25 protein-coding genes are annotated in these 22,371 nt (G+C 63.6%); 12 read left to right on the forward strand and 13 right to left on the reverse strand.

Going from position 1 to position 22,371, the window contains the following annotated elements:
- Positions 1-48: 48 nt before the first annotated feature.
- The 3 genes from LAQ73_RS07815 to trpY all read right to left on the reverse strand — a co-directional run bounded on the left by LAQ73_RS07815 (position 49) and on the right by trpY (position 1,776).
- Entirely contained in the window at positions 49-675 is a 627-nt protein-coding gene (locus LAQ73_RS07815) for an IMPACT family protein (protein WP_224270663.1), read from the reverse strand.
- A gap of 58 nt (positions 676-733) precedes the next feature.
- Positions 734-1,204, reverse strand: coding sequence for a hypothetical protein (locus LAQ73_RS07820; protein ID WP_224270664.1), 471 nt, complete (start codon positions 1,202-1,204; stop codon positions 734-736).
- 68 nt (positions 1,205-1,272) lie between these two features.
- Positions 1,273-1,776, reverse strand: coding sequence for a TrpY family transcription regulator (gene trpY, locus LAQ73_RS07825; RefSeq protein WP_224270665.1), 504 nt, complete (start codon positions 1,774-1,776; stop codon positions 1,273-1,275).
- A 96-nt stretch (positions 1,777-1,872) separates the two neighbouring features.
- Between trpY and LAQ73_RS07830 the strand changes: the two genes are divergently transcribed.
- Together LAQ73_RS07830 and LAQ73_RS07835 are read left to right on the forward strand one after the other, a co-directional pair.
- Entirely contained in the window at positions 1,873-2,613 is a 741-nt protein-coding gene (locus LAQ73_RS07830; protein ID WP_224270666.1) for a hypothetical protein, read from the forward strand.
- A 60-nt stretch (positions 2,614-2,673) separates the two neighbouring features.
- A complete protein-coding gene (locus tag LAQ73_RS07835; protein WP_224270667.1) occupies positions 2,674-3,228 on the forward strand; it encodes a putative glycolipid-binding domain-containing protein in 555 nt (184 codons plus the stop codon).
- Positions 3,229-3,250: 22 nt separating this feature from the next.
- Here the strand turns inward: LAQ73_RS07835 and hisB are convergent, their stop codons facing one another.
- The gene (gene hisB, locus LAQ73_RS07840; RefSeq protein ID WP_224270668.1) at positions 3,251-3,844 is read right to left on the reverse strand and encodes an imidazoleglycerol-phosphate dehydratase HisB; all 594 of its coding nucleotides are present in this window, start codon (positions 3,842-3,844) and stop codon (positions 3,251-3,253) included.
- Positions 3,845-4,014: 170 nt separating this feature from the next.
- Between hisB and LAQ73_RS07845 the strand changes: the two genes are divergently transcribed.
- Complete coding sequence (locus LAQ73_RS07845; RefSeq protein ID WP_224270669.1) at positions 4,015-4,179, forward strand: hypothetical protein; 165 nt, start codon at positions 4,015-4,017, stop codon at positions 4,177-4,179.
- A 9-nt stretch (positions 4,180-4,188) separates the two neighbouring features.
- Here the strand turns inward: LAQ73_RS07845 and hisA are convergent, their stop codons facing one another.
- Complete coding sequence (gene hisA / locus LAQ73_RS07850; protein WP_224270670.1) at positions 4,189-4,911, reverse strand: 1-(5-phosphoribosyl)-5-[(5-phosphoribosylamino)methylideneamino]imidazole-4-carboxamide isomerase; 723 nt, start codon at positions 4,909-4,911, stop codon at positions 4,189-4,191.
- A 152-nt stretch (positions 4,912-5,063) separates the two neighbouring features.
- Here hisA and LAQ73_RS07855 point away from each other — a divergent pair, with 152 nt between their 5' ends.
- The 3 genes from LAQ73_RS07855 (at position 5,064) to fer (ending at position 7,950) form a co-directional block, all read left to right on the forward strand.
- Complete coding sequence (locus tag LAQ73_RS07855; RefSeq protein WP_224270671.1) at positions 5,064-6,251, forward strand: inorganic phosphate transporter; 1,188 nt, start codon at positions 5,064-5,066, stop codon at positions 6,249-6,251.
- A gap of 67 nt (positions 6,252-6,318) precedes the next feature.
- Positions 6,319-7,458, forward strand: a complete 1,140-nt coding sequence (locus LAQ73_RS07860; protein ID WP_224270672.1) for an inorganic phosphate transporter — start codon at positions 6,319-6,321, stop codon at positions 7,456-7,458.
- A gap of 102 nt (positions 7,459-7,560) precedes the next feature.
- Positions 7,561-7,950 (forward strand): ferredoxin Fer, encoded by a 390-nt coding sequence (gene fer, locus LAQ73_RS07865; protein ID WP_224270673.1) that lies wholly within the window; start codon positions 7,561-7,563, stop codon positions 7,948-7,950.
- A gap of 252 nt (positions 7,951-8,202) precedes the next feature.
- Here fer and LAQ73_RS07870 read toward each other — a convergent pair whose 3' ends face one another.
- Positions 8,203-8,712 carry a class I SAM-dependent methyltransferase gene (locus LAQ73_RS07870; protein WP_224270674.1) on the reverse strand — a complete coding sequence of 170 codons (510 nt, stop codon included), beginning with the start codon at positions 8,710-8,712 and terminating at the stop codon, positions 8,203-8,205.
- Between the two features lie 607 nt (positions 8,713-9,319).
- Here LAQ73_RS07870 and LAQ73_RS07875 point away from each other — a divergent pair.
- Positions 9,320-9,712, forward strand: a complete 393-nt coding sequence (locus tag LAQ73_RS07875; RefSeq protein WP_224270675.1) for a hypothetical protein — start codon at positions 9,320-9,322, stop codon at positions 9,710-9,712.
- 183 nt (positions 9,713-9,895) lie between these two features.
- On the opposite strand, the gene LAQ73_RS17735 is transcribed toward LAQ73_RS07875, so the two are convergent.
- Positions 9,896-10,600: a tyrosine-type recombinase/integrase gene (locus tag LAQ73_RS17735; RefSeq protein ID WP_224270676.1), complete on the reverse strand. Its 705-nt coding sequence runs from the start codon at positions 10,598-10,600 to the stop codon at positions 9,896-9,898.
- A gap of 155 nt (positions 10,601-10,755) precedes the next feature.
- On the opposite strand from LAQ73_RS17735, the gene LAQ73_RS07885 reads away from it, so the two are divergent.
- Positions 10,756-10,950, forward strand: coding sequence for a hypothetical protein (locus tag LAQ73_RS07885; protein ID WP_224270677.1), 195 nt, complete (start codon positions 10,756-10,758; stop codon positions 10,948-10,950).
- Between the two features lie 234 nt (positions 10,951-11,184).
- On the opposite strand, the gene LAQ73_RS07890 is transcribed toward LAQ73_RS07885, so the two are convergent.
- From LAQ73_RS07890 to LAQ73_RS07900, 3 genes are all read right to left on the reverse strand, one after another.
- The gene (locus LAQ73_RS07890) at positions 11,185-13,566 is read right to left on the reverse strand and encodes a PAS domain-containing protein (protein ID WP_224270678.1); all 2,382 of its coding nucleotides are present in this window, start codon (positions 13,564-13,566) and stop codon (positions 11,185-11,187) included.
- 305 nt (positions 13,567-13,871) lie between these two features.
- Entirely contained in the window at positions 13,872-14,225 is a 354-nt protein-coding gene (locus LAQ73_RS07895; protein WP_224270679.1) for a type II toxin-antitoxin system PemK/MazF family toxin, read from the reverse strand.
- A complete protein-coding gene (locus LAQ73_RS07900; RefSeq protein WP_224270680.1) occupies positions 14,222-14,458 on the reverse strand; it encodes a hypothetical protein in 237 nt (78 codons plus the stop codon). The genes LAQ73_RS07895 and LAQ73_RS07900 overlap by 4 nt, the downstream gene beginning before the upstream one ends.
- Positions 14,459-14,910: 452 nt before the next feature.
- Between LAQ73_RS07900 and LAQ73_RS07905 the strand changes: the two genes are divergently transcribed.
- From LAQ73_RS07905 to LAQ73_RS07920, 4 genes are all read left to right on the forward strand, one after another.
- Positions 14,911-16,314: a GntP family permease gene (locus LAQ73_RS07905; RefSeq protein ID WP_345778396.1), complete on the forward strand. Its 1,404-nt coding sequence runs from the start codon at positions 14,911-14,913 to the stop codon at positions 16,312-16,314.
- Between the two features lie 89 nt (positions 16,315-16,403).
- The gene (locus tag LAQ73_RS07910) at positions 16,404-17,453 is read left to right on the forward strand and encodes an A24 family peptidase (RefSeq protein ID WP_224270741.1); all 1,050 of its coding nucleotides are present in this window, start codon (positions 16,404-16,406) and stop codon (positions 17,451-17,453) included.
- A 49-nt stretch (positions 17,454-17,502) separates the two neighbouring features.
- Positions 17,503-17,862: a phosphoribosyl-AMP cyclohydrolase gene (gene hisI / locus LAQ73_RS07915; protein WP_224270681.1), complete on the forward strand. Its 360-nt coding sequence runs from the start codon at positions 17,503-17,505 to the stop codon at positions 17,860-17,862.
- Positions 17,863-17,865: 3 nt separating this feature from the next.
- Positions 17,866-19,092: a DUF7118 family protein gene (locus LAQ73_RS07920; RefSeq protein ID WP_224270682.1), complete on the forward strand. Its 1,227-nt coding sequence runs from the start codon at positions 17,866-17,868 to the stop codon at positions 19,090-19,092.
- 39 nt (positions 19,093-19,131) lie between these two features.
- On the opposite strand, the gene glmM is transcribed toward LAQ73_RS07920, so the two are convergent.
- The 3 genes from glmM to lpdA all read right to left on the reverse strand — a co-directional run bounded on the left by glmM (position 19,132) and on the right by lpdA (position 22,371).
- Positions 19,132-20,496 (reverse strand): phosphoglucosamine mutase, encoded by a 1,365-nt coding sequence (glmM, locus tag LAQ73_RS07925; protein WP_224270683.1) that lies wholly within the window; start codon positions 20,494-20,496, stop codon positions 19,132-19,134.
- A gap of 84 nt (positions 20,497-20,580) precedes the next feature.
- Positions 20,581-20,901 carry a hypothetical protein gene (locus tag LAQ73_RS07930; protein WP_224270684.1) on the reverse strand — a complete coding sequence of 107 codons (321 nt, stop codon included), beginning with the start codon at positions 20,899-20,901 and terminating at the stop codon, positions 20,581-20,583.
- Positions 20,902-20,943: 42 nt separating this feature from the next.
- Complete coding sequence (gene lpdA / locus LAQ73_RS07935; protein ID WP_224270685.1) at positions 20,944-22,371, reverse strand: dihydrolipoyl dehydrogenase; 1,428 nt, start codon at positions 22,369-22,371, stop codon at positions 20,944-20,946.

Consider the following 22,371-nt stretch of genomic DNA (forward strand, 5'->3'; position numbering starts at 1 on the left):
CGCTGTCAGTGTGTCGTTGCCGGAAGTTCGCCCCTCGAACGCGTCCGACTACTCGAGTCCGACCCGACCGCTCGTCGCGTTCCGCAGTCGCTCCCGAAGCGCGTCGGCGTCGTCGACGGGCACCCGGACCTCGAAGCGGACCGACTCCGCGTAGTCGGCGTCGAACTCGACGCCCGCGCTCTCTAAGATGCCGCGGACCGTCCCCGAGTCGTCGTACTCGACTTCCGCGAAAAGCGTCTCGTGGGGCAGTTCCTCGACGACGCCTGCCGCCTCGACGACCTCCTTGACGGCGCGGGAGTACGACCGCGCGAGGCCGCCGACGCCGAGGTTCGTCCCGCCGTAGTAGCGCGTCACGACGGCGACGGCGTTCCTGATATCCTGCTGAACGAGCACGTTCAGCGCCGGTTTCCCGGACGACCCGGTCGGTTCGCCGTCGTCGCTCTGGTACTCCCGAAGCATCACCTCGCCCGGGTTCGACGCCGAGACGGGCCCCGCGGGGACGCGGTAGGCGGGGACGTTGTGGGTGGCGTCGGGATGCTTCTCCTCGATTTCGGCGATGAACGCCTCCGCGGCGTCGACGCCGTCGGCGGGGGCGACGTAGCCGATGAACTCCGACCCGCGGACCTCGAACTGCGCGCTCGCCCGCCCGGCGACGGTTCGATAGGCATCGGTCATGGTCGTGTGCGCGGGGCGCGGGGAGAAAGGGTTGTCTCTGTCGTTTCACCGGTTCGACTCAGCGGTCGAGTCCGAGCAGCGCCGCGAACGCGCCGAGGCCGACGAGTTCGGCGAACATCGACACGAAGTCGCGCGGTTCTTCGAGGAGGTGTTCGAGGATCGTCGCCAGCGGGCCCCGCGCGTGGCCGCCGGGGACGAGCCCGCCGTGGTCGCCGAGATGCCACCAGGCGTAGCCGAGGACGTACGCCGCGAGCACCGCCGCGGCGACGGCGTACAGCGCTCGGTCGCGGCGACCGAGCAGCATCGCGCCCACGACGCCGAGCAGTAGCAGTCCCGAGGGGACGAACAGGTACGGCCGCGGGTCGGCCAACGACCCCGCTTGTAGGTAGACGAGGAGGCGCGGGAACCCCCACCAGAGGTGAACCGTCGCGGCGACGAACGCCGCCTGTCCGGCGACGAGACGCGCGACGAAGAGTCCCGCACTCTCCGTCGTCGACTCGCCCGTCCGCGTCGTCGTCGGCTCTTCCATATCGCCTCTTGAGGCGTCGGGGTAGATGACGCTGTTCATCGACGGTCGCTCTTCGAGGCCCGAACCACTCAGGCCAGACTGATTCGCCGGACGAACGGGAGCGCCGAAATCTCGTTGAGCAGATCCCCTGGAATCGGTTCGTCGGTGACGATGTAGAGCTTCGGCTCGTCGGTGAACTCTGGGTCCTCGCTGATGGTCTGGCGGATGCTGATCCCCTCGTCGGCCAACAGCGTCGTAATCGTCGAGACGATACCGGGTTCGTCGGCGTCGCCGACTTCGACGGTGAGCGCCGCCAAGTCGAGCACCGGCGCGAGGCTCAACAGACTCGGGATGGCGCTGATATTCTGGAAGATGGGCCGCAGGTCGTCGTCTTCGAGAATCGCCTCGGTGGTCGAGTCGATGACGCGGCGGTCGACGCCGATCTCGCGGGCGATCTGGGTGTTCGGAATCTCGATGCCGCCGGAGACGACGCGTCCCTCGTCGTTGACCGAAAAGCCGCGTTCGAGGAGCAGGCGGATGACCGCCTGTTGGCTCGGACTTCCCTCGAACTTCTCCATGATTTCGTCGAACATTCGCTTGCGAGTGGCTGCGCGCCTCGCGGTCTTAGTTGTGGCCGTCTCCGCCTGCCTCGCCGTGGGTTTTTAGCCGCCGGCCCGCACGTCTGGCGTATGGCCGACCTCGACTCGTGTTACTTCTGCGGAGAGATCGGCGACGGACTCACCGAACTCGCCGTCGTCCCGCCGCGGTTCGCCCCGACCGACAACCAGCAGCGGACGGTCGTGCTCTGTACGACCTGCCGGCGGAAACTCGGCACCGTCCTCGAACCCGTCGTCGACGTGCTCGGCGGCGGTGAGGCGCCGGACGACCCCTCGGCAGCTGACAACCCCTCGGCACCCGACACGTCGCCTCCATCGCCGAAGCTCGGTGACGACGCGGACGCCGCCGACGCCATCGACACTGCCGACGCTCCGCCCAGCGAGACGGGGCCGGAGTCGGACCCGGAACCGACGCCCACCGCACCGCCGCCGGGCGACGCCATCGACACGACCGACTTCGACGACCCGCTCGCGCCCGACGCCGAGGGCGTCACCATCGGGACGCCGGTCACCGACGAGACGGACGACGGCACCGGCGACGCCGCCGACACGTCCGCTCCCGACAGTGACGAGAGCGACGACGGCGACGAACCCGACGGCGCTGACACGGCCGCACGCGACGAGGAACCCGCCGAGTTCAGAACCGTGATGCGCCTGCTCTCGAACCGGCAGTTCCCCGTCGACCGCGCGGAAATCGAGTCGCTCGCCTCGGGCGCGTACGACCTCGACGACTCGCAGGTCCGCGACATTCTCGACTACGCCGTCGACCGCGGCGTGCTCGCCGAGCGAAACGGACAGTTGCACCGCGACTGAGCCACGAACCCCGTCACGACGGACCGAACGCGCTTTCGTGTTCGTCCGCGCGGGTCGCGTATGAACGACGTGTTGTGGGAACCCGACGACGGCGTCGGTCTCGAACACCTTCGATACGATACCGAGCCGCTGTCGGCCGAGTCGGTCGTTCTCGGCTCGCGCGGCGACGACCGCTTTCGGATTCGCTACGCGCTCGACTGCAACGCCGACGGACGCGTCCGCTCGGTGTCGGTCGACTCCTTCGACGGCGACGCAGGTCTCCGACTCGTCGCTGACGGAGAGCGACGCTGGACCGACGGCGACGGCGCGTCGATTCCCGAACTCGACGGCTGCCTGGACGTGGACATCTCGGCGACGCCCTTCACGAACGCGCTCCCGATCCGTCGTCTGGACCTCGCCGCCGGCGAGTCGGCGACGCTCCCGATGGTGTACGTCTCGGTTCCGTCGCTGGAGGTGTCGAACGTAGCGCAGCAGTACACCTGTCTGGACCCCGTCGACGCCGACGGCGGGCGCTTCCGCTACGAGAGCCTGACGAGCGGTTTTTCCGCCGAGATTGCGGTCGATTCGGAGGGCGTCGTCCGAGACTACCCCGACCTGTTTCGGCGCGTCGAGTGAGAAAAACGTGGGTTTCTGCGGCTTACAACTCGCCTTTCGTGCTCGGCGTGTCGTCGGCGCGGCGCTCGTCGATGCGGGTCGCGTCGTCCAGCGCCCGCGTGAGCGCCTTGAACAGCGCTTCGACCTCGTGGTGGGCGTTGACGCCGCGTTCGACGTCGACGTGGAGGGTGAGCCCGGCGTTCATCGCCAGCGAGTACGCGAAATGCCGCGCCATGTCGCTCGTGAAGTCGCCGATTCGGTCCTGCGAGAACGCGCCTTCGAAGTCGAAGTGCGGGCGACCGCTCACGTCGACGACGACGCCGACGACGGCCTCGTCCAGCGGCACCTTGCGGTCGGCGTAGCGGACGATGCCGCGCTTGTCGCCGAGGGCCTCCTCGAACGCCTCGCCGAGCACGATGGCGACGTCCTCGACGGTGTGGTGGTCGTCGACGTGCAGGTCGCCGTCGCACTCCACGTCGAGGTCGAACAGGCCGTGTTTGGCGAACGCGGTCAGCATGTGGTCGAAGAAGCCGATGCCGGTGTCGACGTCAGCCTCGCCGGTGCCGTCGACGTCGAGCGTGAGGTCGATGGTGGTCTCCGCCGTCTCGCGGAACACGGCGGCCGTGCGGTCGCTCATGCTCGCACCTCGAACGCCGCGCGTATCACCGTTGCGCTCTCACACACCCACGACGCGCTCACGCAGTTCCGATCCACCCAATTGGACACTGCGTTTACACTCGTCTGACGCGAGGCAGACAGCCGTCTGCTGCCTTTTGATATATCTGAAGTTTCTCTCACCGAGCATCGATGAAGCGAGAACTGACCATAGCACTCACACTCGTCGCGGGAGTGCTGTTCGTGTCCTCGATGACGTTCACCGGCGTCGTACTCGGTGTCGTACTCGTCCTGCTCGCGGCCATCGGCACCGTCGACACGCTCGAACGCGGTCTCGGCTGCCGGTTCCGCCACTGAGGGTTCACGCTACGCCGACATCGCCTCCCGGAGTGTGAACTGTCCTTCGTACAGCGCCGTCCCCACGACGACGGCCGCCGCGCCCGCCTCTCGGAGCGCTCGCACGTCGTCGACCGTCGCGACGCCGCCGCTGGCGACGACCGGAACGTCGACCGCGTCGGCGAGACGCCGTACGCGATTCGCCTGCACGCCCCCTAACTGTCCCTCGACGTCGACGTCGGTGAACAGGATGGCTCCGGCACCGAGCGCTTCGTACCGACCTGCCGCCTCCACCGGGTCGAGACCCGTCCCCTCGGTCCACCCGGAGACGACGACTTCGCCGTCTTTCGCGTCGAGGCTCACCATCACCGAGTCGGGATACTCGTCGCTTATCTCGCCGACGATGTCGGGGTTCTCGACGGCCGCCGTGCCGAGGATGACCCGGTCGACGCCGCCGTCGAGCAGCGCAACCGCGTCCGCCGCGGTTCTGATGCCGCCGCCGACCTGCACGTCGACGTCCGTCGCCTCCACGATGGCCTCGATGGCCGCGGCGTTCTCGCGCTGGCCCTCGAACGCGCCGTCCAAGTCGACGAGGTGGAGCGTCTCCGCGCCCTCGTCGACCCACCGCCGGGCCGCTTCGACGGGGTCGCCGTAGCGCTTCTCGGTGCCGCGTTCGCCCTGAACCAGTTGGACGACTTCGCCGTCCTGCACGTCGACGGCCGGAACGACCTCGAACTCGGGGAACTGTGTCATGGCCGAGGCTCCGCACCACGGCGAGTAAAACGCCTCGGTCGTCGATACTCGGCCGAACGAGCCGCGCATCTATCGCACACCCGTCCGCGCCCGAACGCGGCAACCACGCCGGAACCGGACGCTTATGTGGGTTTCACGCGAAGCTTCGCAGCGTGTCGACCCTCCTCCTCGGCGTCGGGGTTCTCGTCGCCGTCTTCGTCGGGTTCAACATCGGCGGCTCCAACACCGGCGTCGCGTTCGGTCCCGCCGTCGGCAGCGGTGCGGTGTCGAAACTCGCCGCCGGCGGCCTGATGGCGGTGTTCGCACTGCTCGGCGGCTGGACCGTCGGCCGACGCGTCGTCGATACGCTCGGCAGCGACATCGTCACCGGCGACCCGTTCACCCTGTCGGTGAGCATCGCCATGCTGTTCTTCGTCGGGCTCGCGCTGTTCGTCTCGAACGTGTTCGGCGTCCCCGCCTCCACGTCGATGACGGCCGTCGGGGCCATCGCGGGGTTCGGTCTCGCGTCCGACCGGTTGAACACGGGCGTCGTCCTCGAAATCGTCTCGTGGTGGTTCGTCGCGCCCATCGTCGGCTTCTGGGTGAGTGCCGTCGTCGGCCGGTACGGCTACGCCGAGATCGCGGCCCGTATCGCGGTCAGACAGTCCGAGGGGCCGCTGTTGGAGTTCACCCCACGACCGAAGTTAGGACCGAACACGACGGTGCGCGAACTCGGGGGGACGGTGCTCGTCGTCGCCATCGCCTGCTACATGGCGTTCTCGGCGGGGGCGTCGAACGTCGCCAACGCCGTCGCCCCGCTGGTCGGCAACGGATCGCTGACGATGGATCAGGGCATCCTCTTGGCGGCCGGTTCCATCGGTCTGGGTGCGCTCACCATCGCGCGGCGGACGCTCGACACCGTCGGCAACGACCTCACCGACCTCCCGTTGGCGGCGGCGCTCGTCGTCGCCACAGTCAGCGCGAGTCTCGTCACCGTGCTGTCGGCGTTGGGCATCCCGGCGAGTTTCGTCGTCATCGCCACGATGAGCATCGTCGGCCTCGGGTGGGGGCGGGCGACCCGCGCGGAGGGGACGACGCTTCCGGGCGCGCCCGCCGACGGCGTCGGCGCACCCGCGGCGACTGCCTCGACGGAGAGGGCCGCGCAGTCGGCGGCCGCGACCGGGTTCGGGACCTCCGGCGAGTTGGCCGAGGAACCGCCGCTCGCGCCGACGGAGACGGCGGCGACGGCCGAGCTGTACCGGCCGGCGACGACGGCGCGAATCGTACTGCTGCAGAACCTTGTTCCGGCGCTTGCGACCGCCGCGGCCTACGCGGTCTTCCGGTTCGCGCCGTTCGTGTAATCCGTCTCTCACGTCTCTCGTCCGAATGCGGACGGCTTAACAGTCGAACGGGAGTACACCCACCACCGTGGTAGAAGCGCTTCTCGTCGTCGGAGTTCTGGTCGCGGTCTTCGTCGGATTCAACATCGGTGGCTCCTCCACCGGCGTCGCGTTCGGTCCCGCCGTCGGCAGCGGCGTCGTGAACAAACTCGTCGCCGCCGCGCTGATGGCGGTGTTCGCGTTGCTCGGCGGGTGGACCGTCGGCCGAGAAGTCGTCCAGACGATGGGCGGCGAAATCGTCCCGCAGAGCCAGTTCACCCTCGTCGCCAGCGTCGCCGTTCTGTTGTTCGTCGGTCTGGCGCTGCTCGTCTCGAACACGTTCGGCGTTCCCGCCTCCACGTCGATGACGGCCGTCGGCGCTATCGCCGGACTGGGTCTGGCGACCGACACGCTGAACCAGCCGAAGATGCTCGAAATCATTTCGTGGTGGGTCGTCGCGCCGATTCTGGCCTTCTGGGTCTGTGCCGTCATCGGGCGCTACATCTACCCGTATCTCGACGCTCGGTTCGTCATCGACAGCAGCGACGGCCCGCTGATAGAGTACACCCCGCTGCCGCGCCTCGGCCCGGGGACGACGATGCGTGAACTCGGGGGGACGGTGCTCGTCGTCGCCATCGCCTGCTACATGGCGTTCTCGGCGGGGGCGTCGAACGCCGCAAACGCCGTCGCCCCGCTGGTCGGCAACGGCGCGGTCCCCATCGACCAGGGGGTGTTGTTGGCCGGCGGCGCGATCGCGCTCGGCGCGTTCACCATCGCGCGGCGGACGCTCGACACCGTCGGCAACGACCTCACCGACCTCCCCATCCTGGCGGCGCTCATCGTCGAAGTCGTCAGCGCCACGCTCATCGCCGTGCTGTCGGCGTTGGGCATCCCGGCGAGTCTCGCCGTGAGCGCGACGATGAGTATCGTCGGTCTCGGGTGGGGACGGGCGACCCGGACGGTGACGCTCGGGCAGGCGGTTCGCGGCGAGGGGCCGAACGTCTCGGTGAACGCGCTGGCGGCCGAGCGACAGGAGACGGTTCCTCGCGTCGGCGACGAGAGCGACGAACTCACCGCCAACGACCTGTTCAATCCGGGAACGACCGGGCGAGTGATCTTCTTCTGGATTCTCACGCCGTCGCTGTCTGCGGTCGCGTCGTTTCTCCTCTTCACGTTCGTCCCACTGTAACCGCCGTTCGCCGCCGGGGTTCCGAGTTCTGTGGCCCGAACCGCCACGCAACTTCGGGCTGAACAGCAAAGTCTAATGGTATGGGTATCGAACCACCGGGTGATGCCCACGGTAGAATACCTTAACTACGAAGTACTGGACGACCAGGGCTGGGAAATGGACGACGAGGACCTCTTCGACAACGCGGCCGACGCGGGCCTCGACGACGAAGACTACGGGTCGCTCGACGTCAACGAGGGCGAGTACATCCTCGAAGCTGCCGAGGCACAGGGCTACGACTGGCCCTTCTCCTGCCGTGCAGGCGCGTGTGCAAACTGCGCCGCTATCCTGTACGAGGGCGAAATCGAGATGGACATGCAGCAGATCCTCTCCGACGAGGAAGTCGACGACAAGAACGTCCGTCTCACCTGTATCGGTTCGCCCACTGCAGACGAGGTCCGCATCGTCTACAACGCGAAGCACCTCGACTACCTGCAGAACCGCGTCATCTAACAAACGCCGTACGACGAGCGTTTAACGTGACGCCCGTTCTCGGCCTCGGGCCGAGAACCGAGCCCCCATATCCGAACATTTCGAGGCTGCTGCGTAGCTGTTAGCGTAAGCGACGGACTCCCCGCAGAACCGTCCTCGTCTACTACTTCAATCGATACCGAGCCAGTTGAAATCGCTGGTCGGTGATACTCTGTTGAGACTGTGCTGAATTCTGCGCGCAGATCCAGCAAAGCTTCTCGGAAAGAGAACGGATTATGGAGTCGTCCGTGATGCTATCATCGTATGTACTGTGCCTAGCATGAATGTGTCGAGGGGTTCAACTTCTTCGAAGACATCATCGATAACCAGACGAACGTTTTCATTCGGATTCCAATTTGCGTACCAACGTAAGAACCTCTTCAGTAGCGGATTGAAGACACGCAGTGGTCCGGTCTGAAATTCCTGTATCTCAAGAACTCCAAGTGAGGCACCCGGTTTAAGTGCAGAGTGAACGTTCCGGACGGCCCGTTCAACGTCAGGCATTACACTCAACGCGAGCGTTGTGATTGCTGCATCATACGGGCCGTCAAGGTCAGCCGTAGTTGCGTCGGCGCGGAAGACCTTGATATTTTCCCACCCATGATTCTCGACACGCTCTTCGGCTTTTTCGATCATCTCGGGGCTATAGTCGATTGCAATCAGGGAACCTCGCTCACCGATTGCCTCCCGAATTGTACCGAAATTCACCCCCTGGTCCACAGCCGATTTCCAGTACCCTATCACCATCTTCAAGATTGAGTTGTGTGATTAGTTCTTTACGGAGCGGTTCGAAATCTTGTTCGCTCATTCGATACCAATTGCTCCAGCGGTTCCAAACGGTCTCACTGCGTTGGAGATGGGAATCATACTCCGTTTCGGCTTCGGGTTGACGATCTACGCCAGTCATGAATATTGAGCCATACACACAATAGGCTGGTTCGTGGCTTGATTCCTTGCCGCGGGGACGACCGTGGTTCCCACTGCATACAACCTCTGTATCTCGTACGCTGTTTCTGACACATCCTTGGTAGTTCACAGAGATGCTGCTGAATAGAGAGCGCGTATCGGCTAGCGTCGGACAGTTCAAGCGTTTTCCGGTCAGATGCTGGGTTTTCACGAATACTTTCTCTGTCTTAGCCAGTACTATGTCTTCCCACCGAAAGACGATGTGATGAGAGAACTATTGCTAGGCAATTCTTGACATGACTACCGCTATTTCTCAATCTGAATAACATCCTCCTGAGTGAATAGCGACTGACTTGGCACAGAGATGGTGACCTCCAATTCGTTACTCCATGACACCACAGTAGCTACCCGAATGCTTTTCTTCACAAAGATTAGCATTCAGACAATGACTATGGAAAAGCAATATCTTTCTCGCCGTTCGCTCCTCCCATTTCTCAGCTCGCTTCTCTTGGGTCTAAGCGGTTGTATGAACTCCTTCAGAAGTAGAGGAGATATTCTTCTCATAAATCGAACTGGGGAGAACCGTGAAATTCGGATGGCAGTAAAAAATCCTAGTGATGAAGTCGTCTTTGATCAAACATATGAACTCCCGTCCGGTGAAGCGGCCACTGAGTCAGATATCTTGGGGTGGAAACAATATACTGTAGAGTTAGTCATCGACGGCACAGAGAGTGCGATGGCAGCAAATACGTTTCCTGTCCCAAATTGCTGGTCTCCAAAGTATTACATTTCTATTGAGGGTGACTACTATGCGAATTTCTCAATTGATTGTCCGTGAGATGCTCCTGCTGGCAGTTGTACGTGCAAATGGAGCAGTGAGGACTGTCGCGAGTGCTACAATACCAGAAACATACACCATCCTGCTCTCCCCGTCAGAGTGTCTTTACGGCCAAAGCTACTGTTGCGCTGAATACACCCTCTGTATTCAGCACGCTATTACTGAGGGGCGTTTGAGGAGTTTCTACCGGTGGTGGACTCGACGCAGCGCATCAGCGGTCGCTGTCCCGGAGATACGGATGTATTTCTGTGCAGTCGCCAGATCGCTCCACCCCATCAGAGCTTGGAGCGGCACCGGGGCAACACCCTTGTAGGCGTGATAGCTGGCGGCGGTCGCTCGCAGACAGTGTGGATAGATCCGACCCGAGAGGTCAGCCGCGTTCGCGGCAGCCTGCACTCGTCTATTGATTGTTGACCGCGACCGAGGAAACCTATCGTAGCGGTTGGCAAAGCGTTCAACACACAGCTCCAGCCGAAGCGAGAGGTCAAATGGGATGAGTCGAGCCGAGGCCACGGTCTTTGGATGCCAGCGGGACGCGACAGCATCCTCGACAGAGAGGTCGTCGTTGTGGGTGGCTTCCTGTCGGGCCTGTCGTCGGCAGTACCCGCACCGGCACGGTTCGTGTTGTGGGATACGAATCGTTCGGCGGTTCCAGTTCACCCACGCGGTCTGAAAGTGCGCGATTTCACCAGCCCGAAGCCCGAGTCGCCCTGCGATGAGACAGATAAATCGCGCCTCAAAATTGTGTAGCGCTGGAAGTGTCGAACACGCTTCCAGCAAGAGTTCGAACTGACGGTCGGTGAGGACATCCTCATGGGTGTGCCGGGTCGTGAGCGCCCGCCGGTGGCGATCCGCCCATTCAGTCGCAGGTTGGTTGTGATGGGACACCCGGTGCCATGCTCATGCTGGTGGGTTGGGAGTATCGTTCGGTCGTGCTGCAACAGCGCGCGTATGTCCTACCTATTCGGTGCTTGTCCGAAATTAATTAGTCAACCATATTCTCGATAAATCAAATTTATATAGAACCTGTAGAAGTAGTGGCCATGGATACCGAAGCGTCACTAGTGGCAATACGTCGGTGGCTCATGTTCATCTCGTTACTGCTCATAGTTCAGGTCTACTATACCGCAGTAAGCAACTACTCAATCCCCCCGCGTGGGGATGTTATGGGACCAGCTCTCATCGTTCTCGGGTTCCTCGTAGCCGTTTCTCTCTTCTTGTCTTTCACAGACGATTAGTAGACCCTGAGGATTCAGATTTTATCGGACACACCCTCTGTATTCACCACGTCGTTTGTGACAGCATTTGAATGGGTTTCAGCGACTGTGCTGAATAGAAAGCGCATATTCATCAGGCTGGATTGCTCCGAATCTCCCGGTGACTTCATCCGATAGTTAATGCGACCTCTACGACAGCGCAGGGTCGCAGCGGAAATGCCGTTTAGTGTACCGTCAGGGTTGAAGCTCAGAAGTTCAAGTTCTCACCGGGGGAAGAGTAAACCAAAACGTTGCGCCTTCTCCGGGCTCAGACTCAACCCAGATATTGCCATTGTGACGCTCTACTATTCGCTCGCAGAGCGCGAGGCCGATGCCAGTTCCCTGGTGCTCGTCGGCGGTGTGAAGCCTCTGGAAGACCTCAAAGACTCGCTCGCTGTCGTCAGGATTGATACCGATTCCCTCGTCGCTTACCGAGACGGCCCACTTCTGGCCACGTTCCTCTGCGGCAACATGCACTCGCGCCGGCTTGTCACCACTATACTCGAATGCGTTGTCTAGGAGGTTCTGAAACAGTTGGCGGAGTTGTCCTTGATCCCCCTCAACGTGAGGGAGGGATTCAGAGGTGATCTCAGCATCCGTTTCCGCTATTTTCACTTGAAGGTCGGTACGGACGTTCGCGAGGACGTCATCCAGACTAACTGGTTCAAAGGGCTCACCACGGCTCTCGACTCGGGAATATTTTAGGAGCCCTTGAATCATATCACGCATTCGATCAGCGCCATCCACCGCGAACTCGATGAACTCACGTCCAGCCTCGTCAAGTTCGCCGGCGTACCGTTGCTCGACCAGTTGGAGGTAGCTTGACACCATCCGGAGCGGTTCCTGAAGATCATGAGAGGCGGCATAGGCGAACTGCTCAAGACGCTCGTTCGATTCCTCAAGTTCCTCGATCAACTCACCTAACCGCTGCTCTCGGTGTTTACGTTCGGTAACGTCTTGGACTGCCCCGCGGAGCGAGACAACTTCCCCATCCTCAACTTCCGGACTCCCTTGGATACGGAGCCAGCGTATCTCTCCGCTAGGGGTTCGGATTCGAGATTCTATATCGAATGGTTCGCCGGCGTCAAGTGCCTCCTCAACTGCATTCTTGACGATCGGCCGGTCCTCTTCGTAATAGACATCGAGCGCCTCATCCAATGGCGGTTCCTCATCGTAGGACACTTCCAAGATATCGAAGAGATGATCTGTCCAAAATACTTCCTTTGTATTCACGTCAATCTCCCAACCGCCGACATCAGCGATTTGCTCGGTCTTTTCGAGCAAATCCAGCGTCCGTTTGAGTTCCCACTCATACTGTTTGCGCTCGGTGATATCGCTCGCCATACCGATCCACTCGACGATGTCACCGTCCTCATCCAGTATCGGCACCGCACGCGAGAACGTCCAGCCCAAACTCCCATCGACCTGCTCCACCTGATGTTCCATCTCGAAGGTGCTTTTGGTTCGGATAGCTTCGTCAATGACCTCCGTTACGCGCTTCTGGTCGTCTGGGTGAATGTATTTATCAAGCCAATTGCTGGTCGGTTTGTGTGTATCGTTCATGAACTCCTTGCCTTCAAGGCGGTGCATTTCGCTCCAACCGGGGCTCATGCGATATACTACATCCGAGCTAGCGTTGATCAACGTCCGGAATCGCTCCTTGCTCTTCTGAAGCGCCTCTTCGGCTTCCTTGCGCTCGGTGATATCGCGTGTCGTTCCGGTGACGGCTTCGACTTCCCCCTCGTCGTTGAGTACAGGCGCAAAGATGTAGTCGTAGATTCGGTGACCGAGCTCGGCGTGTTGAAACGCTACCTCGCCGCGGATGGGTTCTTTCGTCTCTACGACCTGGTTAATCTCGCGTTCGTGCATCTCCGCGTGCCACGGCTCGTAGCCGTTTTCCTGTAGGGTCTTTCCGATGGACTCTTCGTAGGTTTGACCCCACATCTCTAGCAGTGCATCGTTGGCGAATATGAAGCGGTAGTCGAGGTCGAACGCGTATACAAGGTCGGGAGTACTGGAAATGATGGTCTCGTAAAGCCGCCGTTCCTGCTCGGACTCAGCGGCCACTTTCGTCATCCCCGTCTCAGCTTCCGTGCGCTCGGTGCTATCAGTATTCGCAGGCGACTCCGCATTTTCGAAGGCGTATGCGATTGTTACTCCAAACTCTGCGAGCGATTCTCGCTCAAGCGCGCCAAATCCTTGCGACCGGTTAGTAGCCAGATGCAAGACTCCGTACATAGCCTCCTCGTAAACGAGGGGAATGACCGCGCAGGTTCGATAGTCATGTTTGAGGGCATGCTCGCGCCATTCCTCGCAAGGCGGGTCGGTAACGAGATTCTGTACAACTGTGATCTCTTGCGTGCGCACTGCCTCGTTTGTCAGTTCCGATTGAGGTGACTCCTCGGTAATAGTCTCTCCATTGAGTGTATTCTCCGCGATCCCGGCGGAGGCTGTCGGAATCTTCTCCTCTTTCTCTGGGTTATAGCGGTCAATCCACGCAAAGGAGTACAACTCCGATGCTACGAACTGCTCACAAATGCGTTGCCGTATCTCGTTTTTGGTGGTCGTGATTAACGCTCGGGTGACTTCTCCTATCACTGCGTGAATAGAGTGTTGCCCACCATGGCTCATTCTATCAGTCTATCTCTCAGAATTGGTTTACCCTTGTCGATTTCCGGAGACGAGATTATACCGACAGAGAGGGGCTGGAATAAGTTGCGGTCGGTTGCGGTATACATCCTCTGTATTCAGCACGCGATTTCTGTCGACTTCCTAGGGGTCCACCGAAGCCGGAGTGGACACCACGAGAACGTGCTGATAGAGACGCACAGGAAGACACTCCGAAGAACTCCAAGAGAAGAACCAGCCCACTGCGATTTCCCACGCCGCCTGCGTCGAACCGCTCAGTTGAGTCCGAGGCTCAGTTTCAGTGCGTCGTCTACCTGACTCATCGTTCCTGCGTCCAGACTCCCGACGACCGAGTGAATCCGCTTCTCGATAGATACGACTCGAATCTGGTCGAGACGAACCGACGAGTCCCTCCCGAACGGCGAGTCGTCCGCTTCGACCAGTACCTCGAACGGGTAGCCTCGGTACGTACCAGTCGCGGGTGCGACGAGGGTCGTACTCGAATTTGCGTTCCCGACGTCGTTCTGGACGACGACCGCCGAGCGGGTCTTCTTCATCTCGTGACCCTCGGCGGGGTCCAACCGGACGATGACGACATCACCGCGTCGAACGTTCGTCTTCTCGTTCATTCACTCAGCCCACGCCACGCCTCGTCAGACGTGTCGTCCCACTCCCCGGCCAACGACTCCGCACTTTCGGATGCTTCCCGATAGGCAGCGGCGAGTTCGTCTCCGTCGGGTCGGTCGTTTTCGACTTCTACCACCGCGACGGTCACGCGCTTGTTTGCGTATTCCGTCCCGAGGTAAATCCGACCCCGGTCGTCGGTGTCGTTGGTTCGCAGGTCTCGGGCGTCTACTTTCACCGTGTTGCCCACTATGACCCACGGTCTGATAACACTTACACACTATTACCCACAAAACACGACTGATGAGCCACTTGCCGAACGAACCGCGTCATCTAAAGCGCAACGCGCTCTCACCGAGTATATTTTCGCCGCATCCGCGGTAGCTGCAGTCTCTGCTCTCCGCCCGAGAGCGCCCGCGCTCGCTTCCCGCAGCCTACGATCGGTTCACTGGTCGGCCTCGTTGCCGCGGTGAATTCTTCTCGTGGGGTACCCCGGAGTTGCAATCCCCTCTTTCGGCATCTCTTCTCTCCACTCACCGCAGGTGTCGAACGGCGTCTTAGCGGTGCAGACCGTCTTCTACGCCTATTATTCTATTGTAAAATAATTATTAAACTAGTGGATTGTATCTTATAATACATAATAGATAAGTGTGAGTGTATTGCCCACTACTATCGTAGTTTCACATAATTATGCTAGTAGAACCACATTTGACGCAGATTGGCGGTGCGCACAGTCCGCTGATCGCCTTCGTCGTCGGACTCATCTCGGTCATCGCGCTGTTGGTGTACTGGGACCTTCCGGCGTTCGTCGGTCTCATCATCGCGACGCTCGTCGTCGGTATCGTCGCGCCGCAAGTGGCGTTCGCCGAAGTTCCGTCGCGGATCGCTCAAGCGTTCGGTGAGGGAATGGCCGAGATCGGTATCCCGATCCTGATGGCGGCGGTCATCGGCAAGTCGATGATGGCCAGCGGCGCCGCCGAACGCATCGTTCGCGGGTTCACATCGCTGACGGGCAGCGAGAACTCCGACTTCGCGCTCTGGGGCAGCAGTTCCTTTCTCGCCATCCCGGTGTTCTTCGACAACGTCTTCTACCTGATGGCGCCGCTGGCGCGGTCGATGCGCGCCCGCGTCGGCAAGAACTACGCGCTCTATCTCGTCGTCGTCGGCGCGGGCGCGGCGACGACGCACGTGTTCGTTCCACCGACGCCCGGCCCGCTCGCCGTCGCGGCTGAGATTCCGGGTACGAACCTCGGAGTGACGATTCTCGTCGGCCTCATGGTCGCGCTCCCGTCGGCGTTCGTCGGCGGTATCGGCTACGGCCGATGGATCAACAAGCGGATAGACATCCCGCTCCGCGACGCGATGGACACCAGCGGCGACGAACTGAGCGAACTCGCCCAGCGGTCGAATAGCCAACTTCCCGGCGTGTTCGAGGCGTCGCTGCCGATCCTTCTGGCCGTCGTCCTCGTCGCCTCCGACACGGCGGCGACGACGTTCCTCGGCGAGAACGCGCCGATTCGCTCGGTCACGGGCTTCCTCGGCGACCCGAACTTCGCGCTGACCGTCGCCGCCATCGCCGCGGCACTCACCTACCGCCGGATGCGCGCGCTCTCGGACGAAGCGTGGGGCGACGAACTCACCGAGGCGCTGAAATCGGGCGGTAACATCGCCGCCATCACCGCCGCAGGCGGCGCGTTCGGCGCGCTGCTCGCTGCCGCCGGCATCGGCGATTACATCACCAACATCCTCTCGGAACTCGGCATCGGCGTGCTCGTCACCGCGTGGCTCATCGCCGCGACGGTCCGCATCGCGCAGGGGTCGGCGACCGTCGCCATGCTCACGACGGCCGGCATCATGGCCGGGTCGGGGGCAGTCGCCTCGCTGTCGGTCAACCCGGCGTACCTCGTGATGGCTATCGGCGCGGGCGGCAACATCTTCTCGTGGTACAACGACAGCGGCTTCTGGCTCGTCAAGGAGATTGGCGGCCTCACGCAGACGGAGACGCTGAAGACGTGGACCGCGTTGACGACTATCGTTTCGGTCATGGGTCTGTTGATGGTGCTTCTGCTCTCGTGGGTCCTTCCGCTGACGTAAGCTCGGCGGACGGTTTTTCCTGCTGACTCGCCCGGCACGACCACAACACCTATTTCTCCTACCCGCAAGGGCGAACCGTGCTCGGTACGATGCCCGACCTGTTGCGCCTGCTCGTCGTCCCCGTCTTCGCGTGGGCGGCGTGGCGGGACGTGGAGACGCGCCGCCTCCCCAATCGCATGTGGCCGCCGCTGGCGACGCTCGGTATCGTCCTGCTCGCGTGGGAACTGTGGGCGGCGTATCTCTTCGGCCCGCTCGACTCGCTGTTCCTCCTGCAGGTCGCGATTAGCGTCTTCTTCGTCGCCCCCATCGGCTACACGTTCTGGTACATCGGCGGCTTCGGCGCGGCGGACGCGAAGGCGCTCATCGTCCTCGCGCTGCTGTTTCCGACGTTCCCCTCCTATCCCGTCTCGGGCGTCGAACTTCCCCTCGTAGAGACGACGCTCGGCGTCTTCTCGTTCACCATCCTCACGAACGCCGTGCTCGTCGCCGTCGCGTATCCGGTCGCGCTCGGCCTTCGAAACCTCGCGGCGCGGCGTTTCTCGCCGGTGATGTTCGTCGGCCGGGTGGTCCCGGTCGACTCGCTCTCGACCCGCCACGGCAGCCTCTTCGAGACGCCCCGCGGCTACACCCGCGACGGCCTCGATCTCGACGCGCTCCGGATGTACCTCCGATGGCGGGGCGCGACGCTCGCGGACCTCCGCGCCGACGCCGGCGCACACCGCGACCCGGCGAGCGTCGTCGAGACGCACCCCGTCGGTGATGGCTCCGTTGACCACGCCGCCGTCACCGACGGGGGCGAGTCGAGTACCGCGAAGCAAGTCTCGTCGGCGCCACAGCGGGCATCTGACGGCGGAACGGTTCCCGCAGAACGCGGCGAAAACGGAACGCCGGACCTCGACGAGTCCGCCGACTTCGACGACCCGTGGGCCGCCGAGGCGTTTCTCGACTCGCTCGACTGGAGCGCCTACGGGACGACACCGGAGAAACTCAGAGACGGCCTCGAACTCGTGTCGGCCCGCGAGCAGGTGTGGGTGATGCCCGGTCTCCCGTTCATCGTCCCGATGTTCGTCGGCCTGCTCGTCGCGCTCGTCTACGGCGACATCCTGTTCGGCCTGCTCGGCGCGGTCGGACTGGTGTGACCGTCGAAAACGCACAAGACATATCGGCCGGACCCGCTTCTGTGCGACTATGACCGTCGACGTGGACTTCGGCGAGGACGGCCTCGTCCCCGCCGTCGCCCAGGACGCAGACTCCGGCGAGGTGTTGATGCTGGCGTACGTCTCGCCCGAAGCGCTCGAACGCACCCGGGAGACGGGCCGCGCGCACTACTACTCGCGCAGCCGCGACGAACTCTGGGAGAAGGGTGCGACGAGCGGCCACACCCAAGATGTGAAAGAAGTCCGCGTCGACTGCGACGCCGACACGCTGCTGTATCTCGTCGACCAGTCCGGCGGCGCGTGCCACACCGGCCACCGCTCCTGTTTCTACCGGACCGTCGACGGCGAGAGCGTCGGCGAACGCGTGTTCGACCCCGACGAGGTCTACTGAGCTATGACCGACACGGACCACCCGGCGACCGGCGAGAGCGGCGAACCCGGCGTCGCCGTCGACTCGCCTACGGACCCCTCGAACGCCGAGGCGGTCGCCGACGAACTCGAAGCCGCGTTCGACGCTCGTCGAGACGCCGAGGCGGCGGTCACCGACGCGGGAACGGAGACCGTCGAGTCGGTCGCCGACGCCTACGACCGAGCGTTGGCACTTCTGGACCGCTACGAGGACCGTGCGACCGGCACCGGTGACTTCGGCGCGTTCGTCGAGTTCGAGCGGAAGTTCCTCGAACTCGTCGAGGGGGTCGACGACGACGCTCCCGCCGCCGACGCGTTCGACGCGGCCAACGACATCCTCGACCGTCGCCGCCTGAGCCAGAGACATTTCGACGCTGCCCGCGACGCACTCGATACCGCCGCCGACGTCGCCGCATTACTGGAGGAACGAGACGCCGCCCGCGAGCGACACCGGACCGCGACCCGCGACGCCGAGCGGTGTCTCTCGAACGTCGATAAGCGTCTCTCGGAACTCCGACGCCTCGAACGACTCGGCGAGGCCGACCTCGACGCTCCGGTCGACCGGCTTCGGGAGCCGATCCGGGCGTACAACGACGCCGTCGGCGAAGCGTTCGAGGCGTACAAAGGCGACGCGAGCGCCCGCGACGCGCTCTCGTTCGTCTCGACGGCCGCAGGGTATCCGTTAATCGACTACGACGCGCCGCCCGCCGACCTCCGCGAGTACGTCGCGTCGGCCGACGTGGGCGCGGAACCGATTCCGGACCTGCTGGAGTACGCCGACTACTCGAACTCGAAGCTCTCGCACTTCGTCGCCGACCCGGCGGAGCTGAAGGCGCGCGTCGCGGTGAACCGAACCTATCTGGATCGCCTCGACGGCGGGCCGCTGACGGTGTCGTGGCCGCCGCCGCCGGCCGCCGAGTTCCGATGTCTGGTCCCCGAGCTCGTCTCGGTCGTCTCGCGGTTCGCCCCCGAGGAGGTCGTCGCTCGGTGTCGAGAGCTTCGGTATCTGGTCGAGAACGACGACTACGACCGTCTCCGGACGGCGGCGGCGGCCCGCGGGTCGCTCACCGAGGCCGAACAGGCGAAACTCCAGCGCGGCGAAGTGACCGCGTCGCTCGATGCGTTCCGTACGTCTCGTGACCGGCTGCGTACGACGCTGGACCGGCACGGCTACGACTCGGAAGCGCCGCTCGACGTCTCCTCGTCGGCGTAACCCGGCTCAGTACTCTCTCCTCGGTAGTTGTCGTTCGATTCAGGGGTCCGGAAGCGCCGCCGTCAGCGCCGAGCGGGCGTCCTCGGCTAACGCCTCGGCGCGGTTGGTCTCGCGGGCCTCCGCGTAGATTCGGACTTTGGGCTCGGTGCCGGAGGGGCGGACGAGCACCCACGCGTCGCCGTAGTCGAGGCGGTAGCCGTCGATGATGTTCGGGTCGGCGTCCGCTCTCTCGGCGTACTTCTCGGCGGCGGCGAGCATCGCGTTCAGCTCGGCTTCCGTGTCGTACACGAGGTTGACGCGGACGTTGTGGTAGTCGGTGTACGGCGCGACGATCTCGGAGGGCGGTTTCTCGGCGACGAGTTCGAGGAACTTCGCGCCGATGAACGCGCCGTCGCGGACGAGGCGGTAGTCGGGGAAGAAGACGCCGCCGTTGCCCTCGCCGGCGACGGGAACCGTCTCGCCTTCGGCCCACAGCTCTCGAATTCGGGTGATGAGGTTCGTGCTGCCGATGGGCGTCAGTTCGAGGGTCGCGCCCACGTCGTTGCAGACGTCGACGAGCCGCTGGGAGACGTTGACCGCGGCGACGGTCGTGTCGCCCTTCGAGAGGCCGGCGGCCGAAAGCGCCGCCAGCGAGGCGTCGCCCTCGATGTACCCGCCGCGTTCGTCGAAGAAGATGGCCCGGTCGGCGTCGCCGTCGTGGGCGATTCCCACGTCGGCGTCGGCCGCGCGGACCAGTCGTCCGAGGTCGCCGAGGTTCTTCTCGACGGGCTCGGGTTTCCGTCCCGGGAAGTGGCCGTCGGCCTGCCCGTTGACGGTCACGACCTCGCAGCCGAGTTCGCGGTAGAAGTCGGGGCTGGTGAGCGCGCCCGCGCCGTGGCCGGGGTCGAGCGCGACTCTGAGGCCGGCGGCGGCGATCTTCTCGCGGTCGACGGTGGCGAGCATCTCGTCGACGTAGTCGCGGTTCGCCGACTCGACGCGCCGCGTCTCGCCGACCTCGTCCCACGCGACGGTGTCGAACTCCTCGGCGAGGATGTGGTCTTCGATGCGTTCGAGCCGTTCGACGACGAGTTCGACGCCGTCGGGACCGACCAGTTTGACGCCGTTGTACTCCGGCGGGTTGTGCGAGGCCGTGATGACGATGCCCGGCACGCCCTCGACTTCGCAGTAGCGCGTCACCGCCGGCGTCGGCGTGACGCCGAGGCGGTCGACGTCGACGCCGACGCTCGCCAGTCCGCTGGCGGCGGCGTTCGAGAACAACTCGCCCGTCGTCCGAGTGTCGCGTGCGATGGCGGCACGGTCGACTTTCCACACCGTCCCGGCGGCTTTCGCCACTCGGAGCACGAACTCGGGGGTGAGCTGTTCGTTCGCCACCCCGCGTGTCCCACTCGACCCGAACAACTTCATGAGCAGTTGCTCTTGCGGGCAGGAAGAAAGCCGTTCCGGAGACGACTCACGAGACTGTCCGGGCGCGACGAACGTCGGGATGAGTTACCGTACCGCGTCGTCGCTGTCGCCGTCGAGTTTCGTCTGCGAGAGGGGGACGGCGGTCACCCCCGCGCCGTTGCCGCTCTTGTACGCGTAGATGACGACGCCGGCTTCCTCGTCGACGGCCCGCTTCAGCGTCCCGCTGAAGCCGGCGTCGCGGGGCCGGGCCGAGGCGAACCTGAGCTCGCGGTCGTTCTCGCCGGCCGCCTCGGCGTCGTCGGAGGCCTCGGAGCCGGCAGTTCCGGCGGATGTGGCGGACTCGACCGGTTGGAACCGGTCGCTCACGTCTTCGTCTGCGTCGTGGAGGGAGTCGAACAGACCCATGCGCGACACGCGCACCGACCCGTCAAAAAACTGCGTGTTCGCTCAGCGGTTCAGTGTGTGAATCGCCTGTCCCTCGGCGTTCTCGGCGGCCTCCTGCACCACTTCGGCGAGCGTCGGGTGCGTGTGGATGGTCGCCGCGACGTCTTCGAGCGTCGCGCCCATCTCGACGGCGAGCGCGACTTCGGCGATGAGTTCGGACGCCTCGGGACCGACGATCTGGCCGCCGAGGATAAAGCCCGAATCCTCGTCGGCGACGAGGCGACAGAACCCCTCGGTGTGGCCCGTGGTCATCGCGCGTCCGCTGGCGTTGAACGGCATCTGGCCGACGACCGGCGTGAAGCCGGCTTCCTCGGCCTCGGCTTCCGTCATCCCGACCGTGGCGATTTCGGGGTCGGTGAAGACGGCCGCCGGGACGGCCTGATAGTCGAGCGCCGCGGGTTCGCCCGCGATGACTTCGGCGGCGACGATGCCCTCCTTGAACGCCTTGTGCGCGAGCATCGGTTCGCCGGCGACGTCGCCGACGGCGAAGATGTGGTCGATCTCCGTCCGCGCGTAGTCGTCGGTTTCGAGAAAACCCCGCTCGTTGGGTTCGAGGCCGATGGCGTCGAGCCCCAGCGTGTCGGTGACGGGCGAGCGCCCGACGGCGACGAGCACCTTGTCGGCGGGGTACGTCGACTCCTCTCCGTCTTCGGTCTCGGTGACGACGGTGATGCCGCCGTCGCTCGACTCGCGCCACTCCGACGCGCCTTCGCCGAACTGAAAGTCGACACCGAGGTCCTTCGCGCGGCGCTTGACGACCGTCGAAATGTCGTCTTCGTACGTCGGGAGCACGTCGTCGAGCATCTCGACGACCGTCACGTCGGTGCCGAGTTTGGCGAACACCGTCGAGAGCTCCATCCCGATGTAGCCCGCGCCGACGACGACGAGTCGCTCGGGAATCGAGTCCATGTCGAGCGCCTCCTTCGACCCGATGACCGGGTCGTCGGCGTAGTCGAAGTTCGGAATCTGGATGGTTCGACTGCCGGTGGCGACGACGCAGGAGTCGAACTCGATGCTCTCGCTGCCCTGGCCCTCGCCGCCGTGGGCGACGCGGACGCTGTTCTCGTCTTTGAACGTTGCCGTTCCCTTTACGAGGTTGACGCCGTTTGCCTTACACAGTTTCTCGACGCCGCCGGTGAGGCGGTCGACGATGCCGTCCTTCCAGTCGACCATCTGCGCCATGTCGACGGCGGGGTCGGCGTGGATGCCCATCTCCTCGGCGTGGCTCGCCTCGTGGGCGAGGTCCGCGCCGGTGATGAGCGCCTTCGAGGGGACACAGCCGCGGTTGAGACAGACGCCGCCGTAGTCGTCCTTCTCGACGAGCGTCGTGTCGAGGCCGCGCTGTGCGGCGCGGATGGCGGCCACGTAGCCGCCCGGTCCGCCGCCGATGACCAGTACGTCCGTTCCGGTTGAGATGTCTCCGACGACCAT

The organism is Haloprofundus salinisoli (assembly GCF_020097815.1).
Classification (GTDB): domain Archaea; phylum Halobacteriota; class Halobacteria; order Halobacteriales; family Haloferacaceae; genus Haloprofundus; species Haloprofundus salinisoli.